Raw genomic sequence first — 24,308 nt, 5'->3', positions numbered from 1 at the left:
AGCCGAAACGTCGTCGCGTGCGGGGACGAGCCTACTCCACCAGCGTGAACTGCAGCAGCAGCGTGCGCTGGAGCATCGAGAAATTGTCGTCCGACACCAGCGTCAGAACGGTCTCGCCCTCGGGCGTGACGTGGGCGTCGATGCCTTCCATGTTGTCGACCTCGTGGCCGAGATCGGCGGCGAACAGCGCAGGGCCGTCGACCAGCGCATTGGGCGCGATGGATTTCAGGGGGATCGACCGGATGCGGATGTTGATGCCGGTGAACCAGGAGAATTTGCGTTCGAGGATGAGAAGCTCGCCGGACGGCAGCAGCACGGCGTCGCTGATGTCGAATTTTTCGGTGCGGCGGACGCTGAACTGGCCGGGCGACGGACCGCCTATCAGGAACGCGACCAGATTGCCGTCGGCGTCGAGCCCGCGCTCGGAGAAGGCGATCAGGGTGCCTGCCAGGGGCTGGCCTTTCGGCACGACGACCATCGCTTCGAGCCCCTTGTTGGAGGGCAGCTTGCGCACGGCGGGCGGCGTCGGCAACACCTCACCGCGGGCGCGCGTGCCACCTTTCGCAAAATCGAAGCGCAGGATCTGGTTGACGCGTTCGAGCCCGACATAAACGACATTGCCGTCGCGCGCGAGCGACTCGGTGTCGTACCAGAACCGCTTCTCCGTGATCGGCCGGCCCTCGGAATTAAGCATCGGGGACGCCTCGACATCGTCGAGCCCGATCATCTTGCCGCCGGAATAGCGGATGCTGCCGGTGAACCAGCCGCCCTGGTCGGAGATCGCGAGGAAGCGCTCGCCCTTCGCATCGAGCCGGATGCCGGACAGGCCGCCGAAGCCGCGATAGGGCGAGGTCAGCACCAGGCCGCTGCGATATTCCAGCTGACCGAAGCGCACGCGCGAGCGGTCGCGCGGCTCGAAATTGGGAATCGGCCGCGCGTTCACCTCGACGCTGACAGCCTCGGTGACGGCGTGCTCGATCTGCGCGGCGCGCGCCGGCGGCTCGGTCGTGGGCTGCGCCTGCGCCAGTCGGGAGAGTGCGAGAGTGGAAAATCCCGCCGCCGCGTGGCCAAGAAAGCTGCGGCGGGACGATTGCGTGCTCACGAATGCAATTTGCGTCGCGGGCGACCGGCCTGATGCGTGGGCGCGGTGTTGGTCTCGCTGAACAGCTCGGCGAGCTTCTCGGTGATGGCACCGCCGAGCTCTTCGGCGTCGACGATCGTCACCGCGCGGCGATAGTAGCGCGTCACGTCATGGCCGATGCCGATCGCGATCAGCTCGACCGGCGAGCGGGTCTCGATCTCCTCGATGATGTGGCGCAGATGCCGCTCGAGATAGTTGCCGGGATTGACCGACAGCGTGGAATCGTCGACCGGCGCACCGTCGGAGATCATCATCAGGATCTTGCGCTGCTCGGGGCGGCCGAGCAGGCGCTTGTGCGCCCAGTCCAGCGCCTCGCCGTCGATGTTCTCCTTCAGCAGACCCTCGCGCATCATCAGGCCGAGATTCTTCCGCGCACGGCGCCAGGGGGCGTCGGCGGACTTGTAGATGATGTGGCGGAGATCGTTGAGGCGACCTGGATTGGCCGGCTTGCCGGCGGCAAGCCACGCCTCGCGCGATTGCCCGCCCTTCCAGGCGCGCGTGGTGAAGCCGAGGATCTCGACCTTGACGCCGCAACGCTCCAGCGTTCGCGCCAGGATGTCGGCGCAGGTCGCGGCGACGGTGATCGGGCGGCCGCGCATCGAGCCGGAATTGTCGAGCAGCAGCGTCACCACGGTGTCGCGGAACGTCGCCTCCTTCTCGTGCATGAAGGACAGCGGGTGATAGGGATCGGTCACTACGCGCGACAGCCGCGCCGGATCCAGAATGCCCTCTTCGAGGTCGAAGTCCCAGGCGCGGTTCTGCTGCGCCATCAAGCGCCTCTGAAGGCGGTTGGCGAGGCGGGCGACGATGCCCTGCAGATGCGCGAGCTGCTTGTCGAGATAGGCGCGAAGGCGCTCCAGCTCGTCGTGATCGCAGAGGTCTTCGGCGGCGATGACCTCGTCGAATTTCGGCGCGAAGGCATGATATTCCGGCCCGCGCGGCTCGTTCTTGCCGTGCGCGTTCGGACGCGTCGCCTCGCCCGGCGTCTCGTCGTCGCCGAGCTCGCCGTCGTCGAACGTGTCGGAGGTCGAGGCCTGCGCGCTTTCCATCGCGCTCTCGCTCATCTCCTCGCTGGAGGCCTGCGCCTGGTCGGCACTCATCTCCTGCGCGGCATCGGAATCGGGCGAGCCTTCGGCGCCGGACTGGTCGTTGTCGCCGTCGCGATTCTCCTCGTCGTCGTCGTTGTCTTCGCTGTCGGCGCTGCGCTCGTCGCCGAGTTCGAGCGCGGTCAGCAGGTCATGCACGGCGTCGCCGAACCTGGTCTGGTCCTCGACCAGGCCATCGAGCCGGTCGAGCCGCTTGCCGATCTTGTCCTCGAGAATGGGCCGCCAGAGATCGACCATCTTCTTCGCCGCCGTGGGCGGCGCCATGCCGGTCAGGCGCTCACGCACCAGCATCGCCAGCGCATCCGCCAGCGGCGCATCGGCACGGTCGGTGATTTCGTCGAACTTGCCGCGATGGAAATGATCGTCGAGCATCGCGCTGAGGTTCTTCGCAACGCCCGCCATGCGGCGCGCGCCGATCGCCTCGACGCGGGCCTGCTCGACCGCCTCGAACACGCCGCGCGCCTGCGGATTGCCGGGCATCAGCTTGCGATGCAGCTTTGCATCGTGACAGGCGATCTTGAGCGCGATGGAGTCGGCGTGGCCGCGCACGATCGCGGCATCACGTTTTGTCATTTTGCGAGCCGGCTCGGGCAGCCGCGCCTTGCCGGGCGCGAGGCCGGGACGCTCGGCCGCGAAGCTGACCTCGAGCTCGGGCGACTTCGCGATCGCCTTCAGGCAGGAGGCCACCGAGCGCTTGAACGGCTCGGTCGGGGCTTCCTTGGTGTTACGGAATTTGGAGTTGGATGATGATGTGCTCATAGCGACTTCGTAAACGAATGGCGCGTCACGCCGCCGGGATAGCCCTTGAGGGTGCCGAACTCCTCGTACCCGCAGGAACGATAGAAGCCCGGCGCCTGGAAACTCATCGTGTCGACATGGGCCTGGATCGCGCCCTGCCGTCTTGCCTCGTCCTCGATCGCCGCGATCAGCTTCGTGCCAAACCCCTTGCCGCGCTGCTTCTGGTCGATCCAGAAATACTGGATGAACAGAACCGTGCCCCAGAGGTGCCCGACGATGCCGCCGGCGATCTTGCGGCCGTCCTTCAACGAGACCGCGATGCTCTTGACCTTCTGCTTCCCGAACTTCTCGTCGTTATAGGCGCCGAGCCCGGCGAGCACAGCCTTCTTGGTGGTCCCAATGGTGCGCTCGACGGTGATGGTTGGCATGGATCAGCTGAGCGCCACGTTGACTGCCGATTCCGGCAGCTCCGCGTTGAAGCAGCGCTGATAGAACTCGGCGACCAGGGGACGCTCGAGCTCGTCGCACTTGTTGAGGAAGGTGACCCGGAACGCGAAGCCGATATCGCCGAAGATGTCGGAGTTTTCCGCCCAGGTGATCACCGTGCGCGGGCTCATCACCGTCGACAGATCGCCATTGGCGAAGGCGTTGCGGGTGAGATCGGCGAGGCGAACCATCTTGTTGACGATGTCTCGGCCCTCCTGGGTGCGATAGTGCTTGGCCTTGGCCAGCACGATCTCCACTTCCTCGTCATGGCTGAGATAGTTCAGCGTGGTGACGATCGACCAGCGGTCCATCTGACCCTGGTTGATCTGCTGGGTGCCGTGATAGAGGCCCGAGGTGTCGCCGAGGCCGACCGTGTTGGCGGTCGAGAACAGGCGGAACGCCGGGTGCGGCTTGATCACCTTGTTCTGGTCGAGCAGCGTCAGGCGGCCGGAGACCTCCAGCACGCGCTGGATCACGAACATCACGTCAGGGCGGCCGGCGTCGTATTCGTCGAACACCAGCGCGACGTTGTTCTGGAGCGCCCAGGGCAGGATGCCGTCGCGGAATTCGGTGACCTGCTTGCCGTCGCGGACCACGATCGAGTCCTTGCCGACGAGGTCGATACGGCTGATGTGGCTGTCGAGGTTGACGCGCACACAAGGCCAGTTCAGTCGCGCGGCGACCTGCTCGATATGGGTGGATTTACCGGTGCCGTGATAGCCGGTCACCATCACGCGGCGATTGCGGGCAAAGCCGGCCAGAATGGCGAGCGTGGTGGCGCGATCGAAGCGGTAGTCGGAATCGACTTCAGGCACATGAGGATCGACTTCGGAATAGGCCGGGACTTCGAGATCGCTGTCGATCCCAAACACCTGGCGCACCGACACCTTCATGTCGGGCAAACCGGAAACTTCCTCAACTTTGGACAGGGCGGCGGTCGTCATCAATCCTCCGAGGCCCCGGGCGGTCCCGAGACCAGTTATTTGCACGTTGGCTGCGGCTGGGTGCGGTTGCGAACCTATCAGAGACAACGTGCCGGCAGAAGCCCGCGTCCCAATCAAAGTTCCATTGTCTTTTCATTTAGATAGGCAAGGAACGCGATTTTTGGAGGGCTGCCTTGCGAATCACGCTCGAATTTCAGGCGGGAGGTGTGACCTGCCCACGCGAATGGCACTTTTACCGCGTGCTCCTACTTATGTAGGGTCCGAACCCCAATGCTCCAGCCCCCCAAGAAAACGTGACGTCCTTTCTCGATCCCCTCATCTCCTTCGTTTCGGCCCATGCGTGGCTCGCCTATCTGACCCTGTTCCTGGCCGCGCTGCTCGAAGCCGTTCCGGTGGTGGGATCGGTGATCCCCGGCTCGACCATCATCCTGGCGCTGAGCGCGCTGGTTCCAGGCGGGGAATTGAAGCTCCAATGGGTGCTGCTGGCGGCGGCCATCGGCGCCGTGCTGGGCGACGGCTCGGCCTACTGGATCGGGCACCGGCAGCAGCGCGAGATCCTCAATACCTGGCCGCTGACCAGCTATCCGCGCGTGGTTGCCGAGAGCGAAAGCTTCTTCCGCCGCTTCGGCGCCTGGGCCGTGTTCTTCGCCCGTTTCGTTCCGCCGATCCGCGCCTTCGTGCCCGTCACCGCCGGAGCGCTGGGGATGACCCCCGCAAAGTTTTATGCCGTGAATATCCCGGCGATCCTGCTCTGGGCTCCCGCGCATGTGCTGCCGGGCGTGCTGGCGGTATCGGCCCTCCACCAATATTTCGGCGTGCCGCACCATGGGCATCCGTTCAAGCACATCTGGATCTTGATGGTAGTCGCCGTGGCGATCATCGGCGGCCTTGGCATCTGGTACTACCGCCGCCGGCAGAACGGCCTCGTCGCGACGTCCAAGCCGCGGGGTTAGTGCGGGGGACGACGCGCTCGCAGAGAGATCTAACTAGCCCGCCGCCCCGGTGCCGGCCCCACATACCTTGCGCGCGGCCTGATCAGCTTGCCGAACTGCAATTGCTCGCTGGCGTGCGCGATCCAGCCGACGCTGCGGGCCATCGCGAACAGCGCGAGCTCGCTGCCTAAGGGCAGGCGCAGCGCGTGCACGAGGACGGCGAGCGCATAGTCGATGTTGACGAGCTCGCCGGTGGCTTCAATGATCCGCTCCGGCACTTCGCGTGTGAATTTGCGCGGCGCGCCGGCACGCGCCAGCGCGTTCAGCAGCGACTGCGCGCGGGGATCGCCGCGCTTGTAGACGCCGTGGCCAAAGCCGGCAAAGCGCTCACCCAGGGCGACGCGCTCGCGAACCATCGGGGCGACATCGCGATCGATCAGCGTCTTGACGAGCTGCGAGGCCAACACGCCGGCGCCACCATGCTTCGGCCCTTTCAACGCGGCGAGGCCGGCGATGACGGAGTCATAGAGGTTGAGGCCGGTCGATGCCGCGCAGCGCGCGGTGAAGGTCGAGGCGTTCAATTCGTGATCGGCGAGCAGCACCAGAGCGCGGCGGATGAGGTCGGGCGCGTGCTTGTTGTCAGGCGCCCAGGCCTTCGCGATCTGCTGGTGCAGCGGCTCGGATGATGGCTCGGCGTTGAGCATGGTCGCGACCAGGAGGCGGACAATGCGCCCGCCGACCATCGCCCGGCCATCGGGCGCGCGGGTGTAGGCACGCGCGTCCGCGCTGGTCGCAAGCGCCAGCACTGCGATGGCACGGTCGATCGGCGCGGCGCGGCGCGCGGCCTCTGCGATCGCGCGCATCTCGTCGGAGATCTGGGGCTGATTGTCCGGCGTGAAGGGATCGACGTCGGAGACGTCCCACAGCAGCGTCGCCGTGTGCTCCAGCGTGTCGTTCTCGGCGAGATCGACGCAATTGACGCCGCGGTAGATCGCGCCCTCCTCGGTGATGGTCGAGATCTCCGTGTCCATGACAGGCAGGTCGGCATCGAAGCTGCGCAAGCCACGCGGCTCCGGCGACGGCACCCGGCGCTCCTTGAGGGCGCGGACGTCCTCGGCCCGATAGCGGTTCTTGCGCGAATCCGGCGTCGGCTCGGAGCGGATCAGGCCACGGCTGACATAGGCATAGAGCGTGGCCGGCGAGATCGCGAGCTCGGCGGCAGCTTCCCGGGCCGACAGATAGAGCTCCTCGGAATTATTCATATTGATTTATGTAATCAAGATTGATCAATCTGTCGAGAGGCCTGATTTTCTCCTGGTGCAGTGCAAAGGAGATTGGGTCATGAACATCCACCTCACCAAAAGCCAGATCGGGCTGGACGGCGTTCCCGCGGCCGAGACCGTGCTGAGCCACGTCGATGGCGAGCGCGGCGAGCTGATCATCGCCGGCGAGCATGTCGGCACCCTCGCAAGCCAGTCGAGCTTCGAGGGCGTCACCGCCCGGCTCTGGAACGGCGCCAGCAAGACCACGCTGAGCGAAGCCAATGTGCGGGCGAGCCTGGGCGCGGCGCGCGAGCGTGCGTTCGCGCGGTTGCCGGACCTGTTGCCGGCGACACGCGGCATGGGCATCGTCGACGGGTTCCGCGCGGCGGTCGCGGGCCTGCGCGCGGAGAACGGGCTGGAACATGAGGCGACGATCGTCGGCGCGTTTCCGGTGATCGCAGGCGCGCTGGTCCGTCGTGCCAAGGGATTGGAGCCGGTCGCGCCCGATCCGAATGCGAGCCACGCCGCCGATACGCTGCGGATGCTGCGCGGCGCCTCACCGGAGCCGCGTGAGGTCGCGGCGCTGGACGCCTATCTCGTCACGGTCTGCGATCACGGCATGAACGCTTCGACCTTCACGACGCGCGTGGTGGCCTCGACGCAGGCCGATCTGTTTGCCGCCGTCACCGCCGGATATTGCGCGCTGACCGGCCCCTTGCACGGCGGCGCGCCGGAGCCGGTGCTGGAAATGCTCGATGCGATCGGCTCCAGCGAACGCATCAAGCCATGGGTCGATGCGGCACTCGCCCGCGGCGAGCGGCTGATGGGCTTTGGCCATCGCGTCTATCGCGTGCGCGATCCGCGCGCCGACGTGCTCAAGGCCGCGATCGGGCGGCTTTCGGCGGACGGTGCCGACCTACCCTTTGCCGGCGAGGTCGAGGCCTATATCCGCAGCGCGCTGCGCAAGAAGAATCCGGACCGGCCGCTGGAGACGAATGTGGAGTTCTTCACGGCGATTCTGCTCGATGCTCTCGCCATTCCACGCCAGGCCTTCACGCCGATCTTCGCCGTGGCGCGTGCAGCGGGATGGACCGCCCATGCGCGCGAGCAACAGCGGACGGGGCGGTTGATCCGGCCGAGCTCGTCATATGTGGGGGAAATGCCGAAGGCTTCCGGCGAATAGGGCAGAAGGCGCACGACAGCCGGGCCGTTCGCCGCGCTGTCGTGCCTCGCCCGGACGCACGATGACACGGCCGGGCCGTCGCGCGAGATGGTCATTGCGAGAACGCGCGCACGGTCCAGGCGACGACCTTGGAACATCTTTGGGTCTGGGGACTTAACCGTGAGCCCCCTCGGATCAAGATTCCAATGCTGGACCTGTTTGGACAGTCGGACGAGGCCAGGATTGGCGAGATCGCCGCCGGCTATGCCGCCAACCGGACCGAGGCCGGCACGGATTCTGAAAGACGATTCCGCGACTTGCTGCAGGCTCTGCCGGCCGCGATCTACACAACCGACGCGGAAGGCTGCATCACCTTCTTCAATAGCGCCTGCATCGATTTTGCCGGACGCACGCCGAAGATCGGCGAGATGTGGTGCGTGACCTGGAAGCTGTATCGGCCCGACGGCACGGTGCTTCCCCACGCTGAATGCCCGATGGCGATCGCGCTCAAGCAGAACCGACCAGTGCGCGACGTCGAGGCCGTGGCCGAACGGCCGGACGGCTCCCGGATCTGCTTCATGCCATATCCGACGCCGCTGCGCGACGAACGCGGCCGGTTGATCGGCGCGGTGAACATGCTGGTCGACATCACGGCTCGCAAGCAGGCCGAGCAGAGGATGATGCTCCTCACCTCCGAGGTCGATCATCGTTCCAACAACCTGCTCGCGGTGGCTCAGGCGATGCTGCGGCTGACCAAGGCGGATACCGCAGAAGAGTTCCAGACCGTGTTTGCAGGCCGGCTCAGCGCGCTTGCCAACGTGCAGAGGCTGTTTTCGGCTTCGCGCTGGACCGGCGCGAATCTGAAGACCATCGTCGAGGAGGAACTCCGGCCGTACGCAAGCCGGGACGGCGAGCGGATCACGATCGCGGGAGACGACGTCCGCCTGCCGCCTACGCTGGCCCAGTCGATCGCAGTCGCGCTGCATGAGCTCGCCACCAACGCCGCCAAGTATGGCGCGCTGTCGAGGCCTTCGGGCCGGCTGGAGATCAGCTGGGAGACCAATGGTGCAGAGCCTCTCGTGCTGCACTGGTCGGAGAGCGGCGGTCCTCGGGTCAACGAGGCGCCGACGCGCAAGGGCTTTGGAATCGGCGCGGTCGACGGCATCATCCGGACCTTGCGCGGAACCATTACCCGGCAGTGGAAGCCGGAAGGACTGGTTTGCGAACTGTCCTTCCCGGAAGGCGTAGCCTAGGCCTCGCGGACCACCGTCTTCAGATAATTGTAGGCCTTGATGATCTCGATCAGGCGGTCTTCGGTCGACCGGTCGCCGCCGTTGGCGTCGGGGTGGTGCTGCTTGACCAGCGCCTTGTACTTGCTCTTGACGTCGGCGAGCGTGGAATCGGGGCCGAGGCCCATGACCTGGAGCGCCTTGCGCTCGGCGTTCATCACCTTGCGCGTCTCGGCCTTGGGCTCGGCCTGCGGACCCTTCCGCCAGCCCGCGCGGCCGTTGATCTCACTGAACATGCTGAACGGATCGGACGCCATGTCGATCTCGGCTTCCGCACCCTTCTTGCCGCCATTGGCGCCCATCTTCCAGGTCGGGCGGTGGCCGGTCAGCGCATCCTTCTGGTAGCGCGCGACGGCATCGGCATTCATGCCGGAGAAGAAATTGTAGTTCTGGTTGTACTCGCGCACGTGGTTCAAGCAGAAGTGCCAGTACTCGCGCTGGTTCTCGCGGCCCTTCGGCGCACGGTGCGCGCCCTTGTTCTGACACCCGGCCCATTCGCAATTGACCACGGCGTCGCGCGGCTTCACTTCCGGCTGCTTGCCTTTCGGCTTGACCCGGATGGAGTCGAAGAACTTTGATGAATCGATCGGCATGACTGACTTTGACTACGCAATGCAAAAACCTTCAAGTCTTGACATTGCAATTAGCTGGGAACCCGCAGCCGAAGTTTCACTCCGGCGTCTTCGAGGTACGGCCGCCGCAGGCGGCCTATGCAATTGACGGAGTGCGGCCGCGCGCTTTAATGGCACTCATGGTTATGAAAGACACTATCAGCAACAAGTTGCGGGAAGCTTTCACGCCGGAAAGCCTGCAGGTCGTCGACGAGTCACATTTGCATGAGGGCCACGCCGGCCATCGACCGAGCGGCGAGACACACTTTCGCGTTTATATTGTGTCTCGGGCCTTCAAAGGGAAGAGCCGGGTCGATCGCCACCGCATGATAAATTCGGCGCTGACCGCGGAACTCTCAGGCAGCGTGCACGCGCTCGCGATCCACGCGCAGGCGCCGGGGGAAGGCGGGACCTAGCTCCCCAATTCGGCTGTCCTGTCATGCCCCGCGAAGGCGGGGCATCCAGTAAACACGACTGGCGAAATTCAATCGATAGGCTGCGGCGTACTGGATCGTCCGCCCCAGTGCGCAACTGCGCACAAGGCGGACGATGACACCGTGCGTCAAAACGACGTCCCGGCCCGCCTGGGCTTGGCCTCTTCCATCTCCGCCTCACGCGGCACCGGTGAAATACGGAGCGCGGTGATGCGGTTGCGTTCGCGGCGGAGGACGCGAAAACGGAAGCCGTGGAACGTGAAACTCTGGCCGCGGTCGGGGATCGAGCGCGCCTCGTGAATGACGAGACCGGCGACCGTCGTTGCCTCTTCATCGGGCAGGTGCCAGTCCATGGCGCGGTTGAGATCGCGGATCGGCACCGAGCCGTCGACCACGACCGAGCCGTCCGGCTGAGCGCGCACGCCGGCGACCACGACGTCGTGCTCGTCGGAGATGTCGCCGACGATCTCTTCCAGAATGTCTTCCAGCGTCACGAGACCTTCAACTTCGCCGTACTCGTCGACGACGAGGGCGAAATGGGTTTTTCGCCGCCGAAACGCCTTGAGCTGCTCGGAGACCGGGCGCATCTCCGGCACGAACCAGGGCGGCAATGCGATGGTGGAGACGTCGATGCGCGAGGTATCGCCGTCGGACGCGCGGATTGCGCGCAACAAATCCTTGGCGTGAAGCACGCCGATGATGTTTTCCGGCTTCTCGCGCCACAGCGGAATGCGGGTGTACTCGGTCGCCAGCACCTCGCTCACCAGTTCCTCCGGGGGCAGGTCGGCGTTGATCATCATCATCTCGGTGCGATGGATCATGACGTCGGAGACCTGCAGCTCGCGCAGATCGAGCAGGCCGCCGAGCATGTCGCGGTCCTGCTTCTCGACCTTGCCCTCGTGGTGCAACAGGTCGACCGCGCCGCGCAGGCGCTCGGTCGGCGACAGGATCGCCTGGTGCTCGCCGGCCAGACCAAACAAGCGCATCAGCAGACGGACGATGACCTCGACGATCCGCAGCAACGGTCCCAGCACATACATCGTCAGCCGCATCGGGCGGGCGACCGCAAGCGCCATGCGGTCGGGCGCGTTGATGGCGATGGTCTTCGGCAGCACCTCCGCGAAGATCACGACCAGCGCCGTCATCACGCCGGTGGCATAGAGCACGCCGACATCGCCGAACCAGGCCGTGAAGATGCTGGTGGCGAGCGCGGACGCGCTGATATTGGCGATGTTGTTGCCGAGCAGCAGCGCGCCGATCAGGCGCTCGCGCATGTCGAGCAGCTGCGAGACGACATCGGCGTCGTGGTTACCCTGCTTGGAGAGTCGCAGCATGCTGGCGCGCGAGGCGCCGGTCAGCGCGGTCTCGCTCGCGGCGAAGAAGCCCGAGACAAGCAGGCAGAGAATGACGATGGTGAATCCGAGCCAGTCCATGCACCACTCTGGTTTTTTGCTTTGACGCGTTTTCTTGACGCGAACCGGTACCCACTTCGCTCGAAAACGCTCTAGCGCCGTTCAGCCGCGCATCAAGCCTTCTGCGCGAGCTTCTCTGTGAGGAAATCGCGCACCGGCGCCGGCTCGACGTCCTTCGCGATCACGGCGCGCCCGACCGCCTCTAGCAGGATGAAGGTGAGCTTGCCGCGCTTGACCTTCTTGTCCTGCGCCATCAGCGCCACCAGCGCGCCGGCGTCGGCAAGTCCTTCCTGCGCGAAACCGGCGATGTCCTGCAGGCGCGTCGGCAGGCCGGCGTCGATGAGGTGACGCTCGACGCGCACGGCATCGGCCTCGCCGATCATGCCAAGCTTCGCCGAGAACTGCGCAGCCAGCGTCATGCCGATCGAAACGCCCTCACCATGGAAGAGGCGATCGGAGAAACCGGTCGCGGCCTCCAGCGCGTGGCCAAAGGTATGGCCGAGATTGAGCAGCGCACGCTCGCCGGTCTCGCGCTCATCGCGTGAGACGACGCCGGCCTTGGCGCGGCACGAGGTTGCGATCGCGTGCTCGCGCGCCGAACCGCCCTTGAAAATGTCGGCGTGGTTCTTCTCCAGCCAGGTGAAGAAGGCTTCGTCGCCGAGCACGCCATATTTGGCGACCTCGGCATAGCCGGCGCGGAACTGCCGCGGCGACAGCGTGTCGAGCACGGCGGTGTCGGCGATGACCAGCACGGGCTGGTGGAAGGCCCCGAGCAGATTCTTGCCCTGCGGCGAGTTGATGCCGGTCTTGCCGCCGACGGAGGAATCGACCTGCGCCAGCAGCGAGGTCGGCACCTGCACGAAATCGACGCCGCGGCGCAGGATCGCGGCCGCAAAGCCGGCGAGATCGCCGACCACGCCGCCGCCGAGCGCGATGACGAGATCGTTGCGCTCGATCTTCGCGGCGATCAGGGCCTCGCTGACCTTTTCGAGGCCGGCATAGGTTTTGGAGATCTCGCCTTCCTCGACCACGATGCGCGAGGTCGGAATGCCGGCAGAAGCGAGCGACGCTTCGGTCGGCTCGAGCCAGTGTTTTGCGACGGTGCGATCGGTGACGATCGCCGTACGCACGCCGGGTCGCAAGCGCGCGACCCGCTCGCCGAGCGAGGCCAGCACGCCGCGGCCGATGACGATGTCGTAGGCGCGATCGCCGAGTGCGACATCGACGTTGACAGGATCTGAATGTTTCAACGGCGCAGTCATCGTACGGCACTCGCAACGTCGGCAGGTGATTGGGCGGCCTGTTCGCCGCGGAGATGGGCGCGCAGCGTCTCGATGCATTCCTCGACGATCTTGTCGTGCGGCACGTCGCGCGAGGCGATGGTGAGGTCGGCACGGCCATAGATCGGCTCGCGCTCGGTGAGCAGGCGCGTCACGGTTCCTTCGGGATCGGCGGTCTGGAGCAGCGGGCGGTCGGCGCGGCGCCGCACCCGGCGCATGATGACGTCAGGGTCGGCCTTGAGCCAGATCGAGACCGCCTTGGCCGCTATGCGGTTGCGCGTCTCCTCGCGCATGAAGGCACCGCCGCCGGTCGCCAGCACGATCGGCTCGCCGTCGAGCAGGCGCGCGATCACCCGCGCCTCGCCATCCCGGAAATACGGCTCGCCATGGCGCTCGAAAATCTCCGGTATGGTCATGCCGGCATGAGCGACCTCGATCTCGGTGTCGGCGTCAACGAAGGGCAGTTTGAGCCGGGCGGCCATGCGGCGGCCGATGGTGGATTTGCCCACCCCCATCATGCCGACGAGCACGATCGAGCGCGTCCCGAGCGCCGACAGGATGTCGGCCTCAGGGGCAGCTTGTATCGGCAACGCGGCGTCGGGCATAAATCTCGCTCTGGGTCTCGCTCGATCTGCCGCCGGAGGCGGCATGCTTTGGCCACCTATACGACCCCCTCGGGGCCCTCGCCAGAGGACTCTTGCCACGAAACGGCGAACATGTTGGATGATTTCATTGGTTAATTTGGACGCCTGAGACCTTCCCGAGACCTTGCCCGATGCCCAGCCTGTTCCGCTTCCTGACGGTCGTCGCCGTGATCGCCGGCATCGTCTATGGCGTGGTCTTCGCGCTGGCGAACTTCGTGAGCCCGAAGTCACGGGAAATGACGGTGACGATCCCACCGGATAAATTTCTCAAGAAATAGGAGCTAGCTTCCAGGGCATGCGCGTACAGCCCTCAGACAGCAAGCTCACCGGCCTGTTCCTCGACATGCTCGCGGCGGAACAGGGCGCCGGCCCCAATACGCTCGACGCCTACCGCCGCGACCTCACCGATTTCTCGGAATTTCTGGGCCGCGTCGGGCACAGCTTTGCCGACGCCGAGACGCAGATCCTGCGCGATTACCTCGCCGATCTCGACAGCCGCGGCTTCAAGTCCACCAGCGTCGCGCGGCGGCTGTCGGCGATGCGGCATCTCTACCGCTTTCTCCTGAACGAGCGCATCCGCACCGAGGATCCCGCGGCGATCCTGTCCGGCCCCAAGCGCGGCCGCGGCCTGCCGAAGGTGCTGTCGATCGCGGATGTCGACCGCATGCTCCGCCGCGCCAAGGAATTGAGCGAGGCGGCGGACGCCTCGCCCTCAAAACGGCTGCGCGCGTTGCGGCTCTATTGCCTGCTCGAGGTGCTCTACGCCACCGGCCTGCGAGTCTCCGAGCTGGTGGCGCTGCCGCGCTCTGCGGCCAAACGCGACGCCCGCATGATCGTGGTGCGCGGCAAGGGCAACAAGGAACGCCTGGTGCCGCTCAACGAGGCCTCACGGCAGGCGATGGCCGATTATCTCGCGGCGACGGAAGCGGCAAAGGCCGACAAGAAGAACAGCGTGGCCGCCGCGAAATGGCTGTTCCCATCGTTCGGCGAGAGCGGGCATCTGACGCGGCAGCATTTCGCCCGCGACCTGAAGGAGCTCGCGGTCGCATCGGGGCTGCAGGCCCGGCTGGTCTCCCCGCACGTGTTGCGCCACGCCTTTGCCAGCCACCTCCTGCACAACGGCGCGGATCTGCGCATCGTGCAGACCCTGCTCGGCCACACCGACATCTCCACGACCCAGATCTACACCCATGTGGTCGAGGAGCGCCTGAAGAGCCTGGTGCGCGACCTGCACCCGCTGGCGGAGAAATAGGTCTCTTGCCCCCGCTCTGCGCAGCAGCGCTATAGAAGCGCTGCAGCGCGTCCGGGACACGAGAGTTGAGCCAAGGCGCCAAACCGCCTTGACTTCGGCCACATCTCCGCAGAAAGAGCCGTGGCCTCACGCATGATTTGGCGGGCTGCTTCCGAGCCCACAAGCCAACTCGTTGAAGAAGCTACATTTCTTTCCGCCGATCCAAACCCGCTTCGACGCCTCGCCCCGTCCTCGCTATATTGAGTTGATGCCAGATCACATGCGCAGCTATCTCGACTTCGAAAAGCCGGTCGCCGAGCTCGACTCCAAGGTCGACGAGCTGCGGACGCTTGCGGCCTCGGGCACCGATATCTCCGAGGAAATCGGGAAGATCGAGGACAAGGCGGCGCAGGCGCTGGCCGACCTCTATCTGAACCTGACGCCGTGGCAGAAGACGCTGGTCGCGCGGCATCCGCAGCGGCCGCATTTCAACGACTTCATCAAAGGCCTGATCACCGAATTCACCCCGCTCGCCGGTGATCGCAAGTTCGGCGAGGACGAGGCGCTGGTTGCCGGCTTCGGCCGCTTCCGCGGTGAGGCCATCTGCGTGATGGGCCAGGAAAAGGGCGATTCCACCGAGAGCCGCATCCGGCACAATTTCGGCATGGCGCGGCCCGAGGGCTATCGCAAATGCGTGCGGCTGATGGAAATGGCCGAGCGGTTCGGCTTGCCCGTGCTGTCGCTCGCCGATTCCGCCGGCGCCTATCCCGGCATCGGCGCCGAGGAGCGCGGCCAGGCCGAGGCGATCGCGCGCTCGACCGATGCCTGCATGGCGCTGACCGTGCCCAACGTCGCCATCATCACCGGTGAAGGCATGTCGGGCGGCGCCATCGCCATCACCACCGCCAACAAGGTCTTGATGCTGGAGCACGCGATCTACAGCGTGATCTCGCCCGAGGCCGCCTCCTCGATCCTGTGGCGCGACGGCTCCAAGGCGCAGGAAGCCGCCAACAACATGAAGATCACCGCGCAGGACATGCTGCGCTTCGGGGTGATCGACAGCATCCTGAAGGAGCCGGTCGGCGGCGCCCACCGCGACCCCTCCGCCATGATCGCCACCACGGGCGATGCCATCGCCAAGGCCTTTGACGAGCTCCGCGGCCTGGACGGCGACGCCATCCGCAAGCAGCGGCGGCAGAAATTCCTCGATATCGGCCGGAAACTGGGCTGATTCGGGTCAGATTCCGGTCCCGTAGGGTAGGCAAAGGCGCATAGCGCCGTGCCCAAGAACCGGTCGGACGGCAGACATTGGTGGGCACGCTTCGCTTTGCCCACCCTACGAGACCTCCGGTAACTCCCCGTTAACCCTTTTTTTGCCCAAATCAGCGATCTCTGTCCGGATTGGGCCGGAAGGCCCAAGTACGGCCCAAAGTCGCGTCCATTTAGTCTTCGTTGACCATGCCACTGGGCCAACGGGCTCGTGATCCCAGCTCGGGTTGCGACCACATGACCCAGAGGTTAGAATTTTAATCAATGGCTTCAGGGCACAAGCGCTGGAGCGTGGTTCGAAAAAGCCCGTCACGACGGGTCCGGGTCTCCGGTCGGATCATGCTTCGAGATTGGGGTTCGCGCTGCTTGCCCGGCACGGTGTGGGGTCCATCTTGATTTCTCGTTCGCTTGCTCGCGCGCTTTTGGCTTCGGTTGCGCTGCTGACGGCCAGTGTTCTGCTGGCCGGCTGCGATACCGACCAGGTTTCGCTCGCGACCAACGCCAAGGCCAACCAGCCGGTGCCGCCAAAGCTTCTCGCCGCGATGGTCGAGAAGAACATGGACCTGCAGTCGCCGATCCTGGTCCGCCTGTTCAAGCAGGAGGCCGAGCTCGAGGTCTGGAAGCAGGCCCGCAACGGCCAGTTCGCGCTGCTCAAGACCTATCCGATCTGCCGCTGGTCGGGCGATCTCGGTCCTAAGGTGCGCGAAGGCGACCGCCAAGCGCCGGAAGGATTCTACTCGATCAATCCGGGCCAGATGAATCCGCAGTCGGCCTATTACCTGTCGTTCAACACGGGCTATCCGAATGCGTTCGACAAGGCCTTGGGCCGCACCGGATCGCAGCTGATGGTGCACGGCGATTGTTCGTCGCGCGGCTGCTACGCGATGACGGACGAGCAGATCGCGGAGATCTATTCGCTTGGCCGCGAGTCGTTCTTCGGCGGCCAGAAGGCGTTCCAGCTCCAGGCCTATCCGTTCAAGATGACGCCGGTGAACATGGCCAAGCACCGGAACAACCCGAACATGCCGTTCTGGAAGATGATCAAGGAAGGCTATGATCATTTCGAGGTGACGCGGCAGGAGCCGAAGGTCGATTTCTGCGAGAAGAAGTACGTCTTCGACGCAGCCAAGACGCCCGACGCCAAGCGCGATCCGGTGTTCGACGCCTCGGCAAAGTGCCCCGCCTACGTCATCCCCGAGGACATCGCCAGCGCCGTGCGCGAGAAGGATGCGCGCGACCAGGCCGAGTACAACAAGCTCGTCGCCAAGGGCACGCCGATGGCGCGCATGAACACCGGCATCGACGGCGGCATGAACAAGATTTTTGCCTCGAAGATTCCGGAGGGATCGACCGGTCTCTCGGAGACCGCCGAAGGCTCGACCCTGGAGATGCTGGCGATGGCGAAGGCGCCGGGCACGATCCCCGGACACGTCAATCCGCCCAAGCCCAATCTCGATGCGGTCGCCGCCGCTCCGGCAAACCAGGAGCCGGTCGTCGCCGTTAGCGCGCCCGCCGCCACCACCCGCGTCGCCGCGGCCGCGCCGGCCGGCGAGAATTCGTCAGGCGGCTTCTTCTCCAACCTCGGCCGCAAGATGGGCCTCGGCAGCGCCGATACCACGGCGACCACGCCTCCGCCGCAGGCGACCGCCTCCGTGGCCCCGGCCGCCGCACCCGCAACGCCGCCCACCGCGACGTCGAGGCTGAAGGCCGCAGTGACGAGGTTCGTGCCCGGCCGCGACACGTCCAAGGACGCGCCGAAGCCAGCCGCCGCCAAGCCGGCCGAACCGGTGAAGCCGGACACGCGCCTCGCCGCGACGCGTCCCGCGCTGAAGCCGTCGGTATCGGATGGCGCGAGTGAAGCGACGCAGATCATGGGCGCCGCCCCGGTGGTGTCGTCGAACTCGTTCGACAGCCGCTTTGGAGCGGTGAAGTAAGGGCGGCGCTCCGCTTAATCTCTCCGATCCATCTCAGCCTGGCGCCGTCATTCCCCGCGAAGGCGGGGAATGACAGTTGAGCCACGGTGAGAGCGCTGCGCCTCACTCAATGGCGGGCAGCGCACCCTACGGCGCCAGGTACCGCATCAGCTCCGGATTGCCGCGTACATCATTCGCCTGCCCCTGCAACGCGACCCTGCCGCGGTCCAGCACGTAGGCGTAATCGGCGACGCGCAGCGCGAGGTCGAGGTGCTGCTCGACGATGATGACGGCGATGCTCTTCGCGAGCTCGATCAGGCGCTCGGTGATCTCCTCGATCACGCCGATCCAGACGCCTTCGGTCGGCTCGTCCAGCAACAACAGCTTCGGATCGCCCAGCATCGCACGGCCGATGGCGAGCATCTTGCGCTCGCCGCCGGAGAGGGTGCCGGCGGGCTGGTCGAGGCGCTGGCCGAGTTTCGGGAAGATGGCCAGCACATGGTCGACCGCGTCGGCCTTCTTGCTGGCGAGCGAGCCGACCGCGAGATTGTCGCGCACCGACAGGCGCGCGAACACCGAATGCTCCTGTGGCACGTAGCCGATGCCGGCGCGCACCCGCTCCTGGGTCGCGCGGCGGCTGATGTCGCGCCCGTCGAAGGCAACCTCGCCCTTCCATACCGGCAGCTCGCCGACGATGGTCTTCATCAGCGTGGTCTTGCCGGCACCGTTGCGGCCGAGCACGGCGACGCCGCCGCGCCAGGGAATGCCGAGGGTGACGTCGAACAGGGCCTGGCTGCGGCCATAGCCGGCGTCGAGATGCTTGATGTCCAAAAATTCAGGCACGGCGCAAATAGATCTCCTGAACGGATTTATTGGCCTGGATCTCCGACACGGTGCCTGATGCCAGCACCTTGCCCTGGTCGAGCACGGTCAACCGATCGCAGATGTCGCGGATGAAATCGAGGTCGTGCTCGACGATGACGAGCGAGCAATGCTGCTTGATCGGCTGAAGCAGCTCACCGGTGACGCGCCGCTCCTCCAGGCTCATGCCGCCGGTCGGCTCGTCCAGCAGCAACAGCTTCGGCTTTCCCGCGAGCGCCATCGCGATCTCCAGCCATTGCTGCTGGCCGTGCGACAGCGCCGCCGCCGCGTCGAAGGCGCGATCGGCGAGGCGGAACTGCGTCAGCATGGTCATGACGTGGTCGTGCAGCGCGCCGCGCGTGCGCGAGAATACGAGATCGAACAGCGAGGATTGCGCCTGCAGCGCGAGCAGGATGTTGTCGTAGAGCGTCAGCGTCGGCAGCACGCTGGTGATCTGGAATTTCAGGCTCATGCCGGCCCGGGCCCGTTCGGTCGGCGTGAACGCGGTGATGTCGGTGTTGATGAAGCTCACTTTGCCTTGGGTCGGCACCTCGGCCCCCGCAATGCACTTCATCAGCGTGCTCTTGCCGGAGCCGTTCGGTCCGATCAGGCCGTGAAACTCGTTCTCGCCGACCGTGAGCGCGGCGCCGTCGAGCGCGGTGAGCTTGCCAAAGATCTTCCTGATGCCGGCGGCCTCAAGGAGCGGCATTGCGCTTCTCCTTCTCAGTCTCCTTCTCAGTTCCCTTGGGCCTGGCACCGAAGCTGCCGACCCGCTCGCGCTCGCCGAGCACAAAACTGATCAGGCCGAGCGGCCGGAACAGGATCACGAGCAGCAGCAGCAGACCGAGGATGATCGGCCAGATGTCGCGATAATTGTCGGAGAGCCAGAAGCTGACGCCCTCGACGATCACGGTGCCGATGACGGCGCCGATCAACGTGCCGGAGCCGCCGAACAGCACATAGAGCACCACCTGCGTCGAGACCACGACGCCGACCATGTTGGGCCAGACGAAACCTTCGTGGAAGGCATAAAGGCTGCCGGCAAGACCTGCGATGGCGCCGCCGATCGCGAAGATGATCGCCTTGAGATGCTGCGCCTTGTAGCCGAAGAAGGCGATGCGCTGCTCGTTCTCGCGCAGGCCTGCGAGCGCCAGCCCGAATTGCGAGCGCACCAGGAAGCGGCAGAGCAGGTAGACGACGACGAGGATGCCGAGCACGAGATAGTAGAAAGCCGGGCCTTCAGTAAATTCGTAGCCGCCGAGCGACATCGGCGCGATCGAGGGGATGCCGTTCTGGCCGCCGAGATAGTACCAGCCGCGCGCGAGGCGATCGGCGGCGTAGGAGCCGGTCAGCGTGCCCAGCGACACGAAGATCACGCTGGAGGGATGCCGTCCGAGCAGCAGGAAGCCGCCGAGCAGCAGCGCGAAGGTGAGGCCGATCAGCATTCCCGCCGGCAGCACCAGGAGGATGTTGGTGATGTCGAGGTCGCGCGCGAGCAGCGCGACGCCATAGCCGGCCGAGCCGAAGAACAGGGCCTGGCCGAAGCTCATGATGCCGGCATAGCCCCAGACCAGGTCGAATGACAACGCGAACAGCGCGAGGATGATCACGCGGGTCGCGAACACCGTGAGGTAGTCCTGCAGCACCAGCGGCGCGAGCAGCGCCGCGACGAGCACGACGCCCTCCACGATCGGCAGGACCTTTCGTCCTGCCTTGACCTGTTCCTTGGCCTGTCCCGCGGCCACGCGTTCAGCCATCGCATCGTCCGCTTCGTCGCCGGCGATGGCTTCTCTTACCACACTCATCGACTTAGGCATTCCGCCTCAGCATTCCTTGGGATCGACGAGCCCGTCGCTGCGTCCGACGATCTCGTAGTTCCCACCCTTGGCGACGGCGGTGTACATCTTCATCTTGCAGTGCCGCTTGCCCGGCACCATCTCGGCCGGCCCGCCCGGGCCTTCGGCGATCTTGGCGTGATCGAGCGCGGCGGCAACCGAATCGCGGTCGACCTTGCCGGCTTCCTTCACGGCGGCTTCCCACAGCTTGAGGCCGCGATAGGTGCCGGTCGCGGCACTGCCGGCCGCAAACAGGAAGTTGCCGGGAAAGTCCTTCTCATACGCCGCCTGGATTTTTGCGTCGAAAGGGTTCTCCTTGGTCAGCACCTTGAAATAGTCGAGACAGCTTGCGAGCCCCTCGATCTCGGCGGCCTGATTGATGTTGAGCGTGTTCTCGTCGTAGTAGACGCAGGCCAGGCGCCCACCGTTCTTGAGGAAGCCCGCTTCATAGAGCTGCTTGAAGAACGGGCCGACGCCAGGCGGAATGACGGTGTTGAAGACGACGTCGACCTTGTTGGAGATGATCCGGTTGACGGTCGCGGAGAAATCGACCTGGTCGAGCGGGTAATATTCCTCGAACACGACCTCGCCGCCGTTCTGCTCGATCACCTTGCGGGCGTAGACGTTAAGCGTGTGCGGCCAGACATAGTTGGCGCTCGGCAGCGCGAACTTCTTGCCGCCGTTCTTGATCAGCCAGGGGATGAACTCGTCACACTGCTGCGCCGGCGTCGGCCCGGTGCAGAACAGATAGGGTGTGCACTCCTTGCCCTCGTAGAGCTGCGGATAGATGTAGAGCGTCTTGCCGCGCGCCACGATCGGGTCCTTGATCGCGTTGCGCATCGACGAGGTGATGCCGCCCAGCACCATGTCGACCTTGTCGCGCTGGATCAGCTTTCGGACGTTGCCGACGGCGACGGATTCGTTCGAGGCGGTGTCCTCGATATAGAGCTCGAGCGGACGGCCGAGCAGACCACCGGCCGTATTGATCTCCTTGATCACCATCTTGGCGACATTGGCGTCGGCATTGCCGGCATAGGCGATCGGGCCGGTGAGATCGGTCGCGATGCCGACTTTGATCGGGCCTTCCGCCGCGTTCGCCCAGGGCGCCGGGATCACCCAGCTGCCGACGCCGGTCGCGACCGCGCCGGTGGTAAAGGCAAGGTTGGAGAGGAAGCGGCGGCGCGAAAGCTGAGTACGATCGAACATGACTAAACCCCTTTTCCAGCGATGAGGCCCTGCGGCCGAAATTTGATGAAGACAATGGCGAGCACGAAGACGAGGACGTCGGCGACGACGGGCGCCATCACCCATGGCAGCGCGGCGCTGAGGGTGCCGATGACGCCGGCGCCCGCCACCGGTCCGATGAAGGAGCCGACGCCGCCGACCATCACCGCGACAAAACCCTGGATCAGGAAGCGCAGGCCGAGATCGGCGTACAGGCTGAACACCGGCACGATCAGCGCACCGGCAAGGCCGGCGAGCGCGGAGCCGAACGCAAACGTGGCGCCGTACATCAGGGGCGTGGAAATGCCCGAGGCCCGCGCCAGCGAGGGATTTTCCAGGGTGGCGCGCATGCGCAGGCCAAAACTCGTGCGCGACAGCAGGAGGTAGCAGCCCGCCATCACCAGGAGCGTGATGACGATGATGGTGAAGCGCCAGGCCGAGATGTGCATGGCGCCGATATCGATCGAGCCGCCGATCGGCTCGGGCACGGTGAGATAGAAGCCGCCGATCAGGCCGCGCACGGCTTCGCGGATGATCAGGCCGAGCGCATAGGTGCCGAGCATCGCCACGATCGGCGCGGCGTAGAAGCGGCGGATGATCAGCGCCTCCAGCACGAAGCCGAGCGCACCGACCACGAAGGGCGCCGCGACCATGCCGGCCCAGATCGGCAGGCCCTTGGCGTAGGCGAGATAGGTGATGTAGGCCCCGAGCAGGACGAACTCTCCCTGGGCGAAGTTGAAGATGCCCATCATGCTGGCGATGATTCCGAGCCCCAGCACGATCAGAACGATGATCGCGCCGAAGCTCAGGATCTCGAACGTCGCGACGAACGCGTTAGCCATGCTCTAGATTCTTGCGTTGACGCGTTTTCTCGACGCGAACCGGTATCCACTTCGCTCGAAAACGCTCCGACCTTCCGTCCGTCTGCATTAATGCCCCTCTCACATCTTCTTCCAGTCGCCGATCTGCTCGAAGGCATGGGCGGCACGGTAGATCGTGGATTCCTCGAACATGCGGCCGACCAGCATCAGGCCGACCGGCAGGCCGTCGACCATGCCGCAGGGCAGCGACATCGCGGGATGATGGGTGATGTCGAACGGCGCGGTGTTGGCGATCATCTCCAGCGCGCGGGCAACGTAGTCTTCGCGGCTGGCGGTGGGCTCCGGCAGCTTCGTCGCCTTCATTGGCGTCGTCGGCAGCAGCAGCAGGTCGTATTCGCCGAACGCCTTGTCATAGGCCGCGGTCAGACGACGCGAGATGTTGAGGGCCTTGCCGTAATAGCGGGGACCGAAGCTGTTGTTGATGTAGGTCCCGAGCAGCAGGAACAGTTTTGTCGTCTCCGACAGCGAATCCGCCTGCCGGCGCCAGCCGCGATGGAAGTCCATCAGCGAGGTCGAGTAGAGGTCGGAACGGCTCAGGCCATAGCCATCGCCATACATCATGGTCTGGGTCATGCCCTCGGTGCCGATCGGCGTCCAGATCGCGGGACCGACCATGTGCATGGGGATCGAGACGGTTTCGACCGTGGCGCCGAGATCCTTGAAGCGCTTGGCCGCCTCGCGGACACTCTCGTTGACGGCAGCTTCCGCGGTCGGCTGCTCAAAACCTTCCTTGAGGATACCGATCTTCATGCCCTTGACACCCTGGCCGAGCGCCTTGGTGTACTCCTCGACCTTCGGTGCCTTGATGCGAGGATCGTAGCCGTCGTCGCCGGCGAGCACTTCGAGCAGCAGCGCATTGTCGGCGACGGTCGCCGTCATCGGACCGGTGTGGTCGACGAAGATCTCGATCGGCATGATGCCGGTGTAGGGGACGAGGCCCCAGGTCGGTTTCATGCCGTAGGTGCCGCAGAACGAAGACGGCATGCGGATCGAGCCGCCCTGGTCGCCGCCGATCGCCATGTCGACCTCGCCGAGCGCGACGACGACGCCGGAACCGGAGGACGAGCCGCCGGCCGAATAGCCCATCTTGTGCGGATTGTGCACGGCGCCGACCGCACCGGTGTGGCTGCCGCCGGACATGCAGAAGGATTCGCAATGCACCTTGCCGGCGATCTCGGCGCCGGCATCGAGCATGCGCGTGACGATGGTGGCGTCGAAATCGGGGACGTAGCCTTCGAGCGTCGCCGAGCCGTTCATCATGGGCACGCCGGCGAGCATGATGTTGTCCTTCAGCGCGACGGTCTTGCCCTTGAGCTTGCCGCTCGCCGCGCCCTTCACGGTCGACTTGCGGTACCAGGCGTTGCGCGGGTTCTCCTCGGGCGAGGGCCGATAGCCCGGGGTGCGGGGATATTTGACCTCCGGCAGCTCGTCCGGCATCGCGCCGACGAGATTGTAGGCTTCGATCGAGCCCTGCATCAGGCCGCGGAACGAGGCGACATCGGCATCGGTCAGCGAAAGGCCGCACTGCTTGGCGACGTCGAGAAGTTGGGCAGGCGTGGGAAGGACAACTGTCACGGCGCTCTCCTGAAGTTTCTTGGTACGGTCCCTGCGCGCGGCCGCGATTGGCGCGACGCGCGCAGCGGCCCTGCTGAA

23 protein-coding genes are annotated in these 24,308 nt (G+C 65.3%); 8 read left to right on the top strand and 15 right to left on the bottom strand.

The genetic code is table 11. The features are described from left to right. Window positions 1-31: 31 nt before the first annotated feature. From AB7008_RS03540 to cobS, 4 genes are read right to left on the bottom strand one after another with little or no spacing between them, the layout of a single operon-like run. Window positions 32-1,102, bottom strand: coding sequence for an esterase-like activity of phytase family protein (locus AB7008_RS03540; protein ID WP_304492471.1), 1,071 nt, complete (start codon window positions 1,100-1,102; stop codon window positions 32-34). Beyond that, complete coding sequence (gene cobT, locus AB7008_RS03535; RefSeq protein ID WP_014490393.1) at window positions 1,099-3,006, bottom strand: cobaltochelatase subunit CobT; 1,908 nt, start codon at window positions 3,004-3,006, stop codon at window positions 1,099-1,101. Before cobT ends, AB7008_RS03540 begins: the two co-directional genes overlap by 4 nt. Then, entirely contained in the window at window positions 3,003-3,413 is a 411-nt protein-coding gene (locus AB7008_RS03530; RefSeq protein WP_028159558.1) for a GNAT family N-acetyltransferase, read from the bottom strand. Before AB7008_RS03530 ends, cobT begins: the two co-directional genes overlap by 4 nt. Before the next feature lie 3 nt (window positions 3,414-3,416). Then, window positions 3,417-4,415, bottom strand: a complete 999-nt coding sequence (gene cobS, locus AB7008_RS03525; RefSeq protein ID WP_014490395.1) for a cobaltochelatase subunit CobS — start codon at window positions 4,413-4,415, stop codon at window positions 3,417-3,419. Between the two features lie 293 nt (window positions 4,416-4,708). On the opposite strand from cobS, the gene AB7008_RS03520 reads away from it, so the two are divergent. Next, a complete protein-coding gene (locus AB7008_RS03520; RefSeq protein ID WP_441258433.1) occupies window positions 4,709-5,368 on the top strand; it encodes a DedA family protein in 660 nt (219 codons plus the stop codon). A gap of 29 nt (window positions 5,369-5,397) precedes the next feature. On the opposite strand, the gene AB7008_RS03515 is transcribed toward AB7008_RS03520, so the two are convergent. Continuing rightward, window positions 5,398-6,609, bottom strand: coding sequence for a citrate synthase family protein (locus AB7008_RS03515; RefSeq protein ID WP_014490397.1), 1,212 nt, complete (start codon window positions 6,607-6,609; stop codon window positions 5,398-5,400). Window positions 6,610-6,688: 79 nt separating this feature from the next. Here AB7008_RS03515 and AB7008_RS03510 point away from each other — a divergent pair, with 79 nt between their 5' ends. Further along, entirely contained in the window at window positions 6,689-7,792 is a 1,104-nt protein-coding gene (locus AB7008_RS03510) for a citrate synthase/methylcitrate synthase (RefSeq protein WP_441258432.1), read from the top strand. Window positions 7,793-7,977: 185 nt separating this feature from the next. Beyond that, window positions 7,978-9,024: a sensor histidine kinase gene (locus AB7008_RS03505; RefSeq protein ID WP_304492469.1), complete on the top strand. Its 1,047-nt coding sequence runs from the start codon at window positions 7,978-7,980 to the stop codon at window positions 9,022-9,024. On the opposite strand, the gene AB7008_RS03500 is transcribed toward AB7008_RS03505, so the two are convergent. Next, the gene (locus AB7008_RS03500; protein ID WP_014490400.1) at window positions 9,021-9,653 is read right to left on the bottom strand and encodes a J domain-containing protein; all 633 of its coding nucleotides are present in this window, start codon (window positions 9,651-9,653) and stop codon (window positions 9,021-9,023) included. The genes AB7008_RS03505 and AB7008_RS03500 overlap by 4 nt on opposite strands. A gap of 158 nt (window positions 9,654-9,811) precedes the next feature. Here AB7008_RS03500 and AB7008_RS03495 point away from each other — a divergent pair, with 158 nt between their 5' ends. Then, complete coding sequence (locus AB7008_RS03495) at window positions 9,812-10,087, top strand: BolA family protein (RefSeq protein WP_304492468.1); 276 nt, start codon at window positions 9,812-9,814, stop codon at window positions 10,085-10,087. Between the two features lie 146 nt (window positions 10,088-10,233). Here the strand turns inward: AB7008_RS03495 and AB7008_RS03490 are convergent, their stop codons facing one another. From AB7008_RS03490 to AB7008_RS03480, 3 genes are all read right to left on the bottom strand, one after another. Further along, the gene (locus AB7008_RS03490) at window positions 10,234-11,538 is read right to left on the bottom strand and encodes an HlyC/CorC family transporter (protein ID WP_028159564.1); all 1,305 of its coding nucleotides are present in this window, start codon (window positions 11,536-11,538) and stop codon (window positions 10,234-10,236) included. Window positions 11,539-11,630: 92 nt separating this feature from the next. After that, complete coding sequence (aroB, locus tag AB7008_RS03485) at window positions 11,631-12,779, bottom strand: 3-dehydroquinate synthase (protein WP_441258431.1); 1,149 nt, start codon at window positions 12,777-12,779, stop codon at window positions 11,631-11,633. Beyond that, entirely contained in the window at window positions 12,776-13,402 is a 627-nt protein-coding gene (locus AB7008_RS03480) for a shikimate kinase (protein WP_028159566.1), read from the bottom strand. Before AB7008_RS03480 ends, aroB begins: the two co-directional genes overlap by 4 nt. Window positions 13,403-13,572: 170 nt before the next feature. Here AB7008_RS03480 and AB7008_RS03475 point away from each other — a divergent pair, with 170 nt between their 5' ends. From AB7008_RS03475 to AB7008_RS03460, 4 genes are all read left to right on the top strand, one after another. Beyond that, window positions 13,573-13,719, top strand: coding sequence for a hypothetical protein (locus AB7008_RS03475; protein ID WP_014439243.1), 147 nt, complete (start codon window positions 13,573-13,575; stop codon window positions 13,717-13,719). 17 nt (window positions 13,720-13,736) lie between these two features. Beyond that, window positions 13,737-14,693, top strand: coding sequence for a site-specific tyrosine recombinase XerD (gene xerD / locus AB7008_RS03470; RefSeq protein ID WP_264621767.1), 957 nt, complete (start codon window positions 13,737-13,739; stop codon window positions 14,691-14,693). A 247-nt stretch (window positions 14,694-14,940) separates the two neighbouring features. Then, window positions 14,941-15,903, top strand: coding sequence for an acetyl-CoA carboxylase carboxyltransferase subunit alpha (locus AB7008_RS03465; protein ID WP_441258430.1), 963 nt, complete (start codon window positions 14,941-14,943; stop codon window positions 15,901-15,903). 430 nt (window positions 15,904-16,333) lie between these two features. Beyond that, entirely contained in the window at window positions 16,334-17,875 is a 1,542-nt protein-coding gene (locus AB7008_RS03460; protein WP_441258429.1) for a L,D-transpeptidase family protein, read from the top strand. Between the two features lie 126 nt (window positions 17,876-18,001). Here the strand turns inward: AB7008_RS03460 and AB7008_RS03455 are convergent, their stop codons facing one another. The 6 genes from AB7008_RS03455 to AB7008_RS03430 all read right to left on the bottom strand — a co-directional run bounded on the left by AB7008_RS03455 (window position 18,002) and on the right by AB7008_RS03430 (window position 24,230). Beyond that, window positions 18,002-18,697 carry a branched-chain amino acid ABC transporter ATP-binding protein gene (locus tag AB7008_RS03455; protein WP_441258428.1) on the bottom strand — a complete coding sequence of 232 codons (696 nt, stop codon included), beginning with the start codon at window positions 18,695-18,697 and terminating at the stop codon, window positions 18,002-18,004. Then, the gene (locus tag AB7008_RS03450; RefSeq protein WP_441258427.1) at window positions 18,690-19,424 is read right to left on the bottom strand and encodes an ABC transporter ATP-binding protein; all 735 of its coding nucleotides are present in this window, start codon (window positions 19,422-19,424) and stop codon (window positions 18,690-18,692) included. Before AB7008_RS03450 ends, AB7008_RS03455 begins: the two co-directional genes overlap by 8 nt. After that, window positions 19,411-20,532 carry a branched-chain amino acid ABC transporter permease gene (locus AB7008_RS03445; RefSeq protein ID WP_441258426.1) on the bottom strand — a complete coding sequence of 374 codons (1,122 nt, stop codon included), beginning with the start codon at window positions 20,530-20,532 and terminating at the stop codon, window positions 19,411-19,413. Before AB7008_RS03445 ends, AB7008_RS03450 begins: the two co-directional genes overlap by 14 nt. 6 nt (window positions 20,533-20,538) lie before the next feature. Then, window positions 20,539-21,756, bottom strand: a complete 1,218-nt coding sequence (locus AB7008_RS03440) for a substrate-binding protein (protein ID WP_014490411.1) — start codon at window positions 21,754-21,756, stop codon at window positions 20,539-20,541. Between the two features lie 2 nt (window positions 21,757-21,758). After that, window positions 21,759-22,616, bottom strand: coding sequence for a branched-chain amino acid ABC transporter permease (locus AB7008_RS03435; RefSeq protein WP_041960065.1), 858 nt, complete (start codon window positions 22,614-22,616; stop codon window positions 21,759-21,761). A 99-nt stretch (window positions 22,617-22,715) separates the two neighbouring features. Beyond that, window positions 22,716-24,230 carry an amidase gene (locus tag AB7008_RS03430; protein WP_028159572.1) on the bottom strand — a complete coding sequence of 505 codons (1,515 nt, stop codon included), beginning with the start codon at window positions 24,228-24,230 and terminating at the stop codon, window positions 22,716-22,718. Window positions 24,231-24,308: the final 78 nt, after the last annotated feature.

It is taken from the genome of Bradyrhizobium sp. 521_C7_N1_3 (assembly GCF_052075975.1).
Classification (GTDB): Bacteria; Pseudomonadota; Alphaproteobacteria; order Rhizobiales; family Xanthobacteraceae; genus Bradyrhizobium; species Bradyrhizobium japonicum.
The sequence above is the reverse complement of the archived record's forward strand: the minus strand, read 5'-3'. Positions and strand labels throughout refer to the sequence as shown.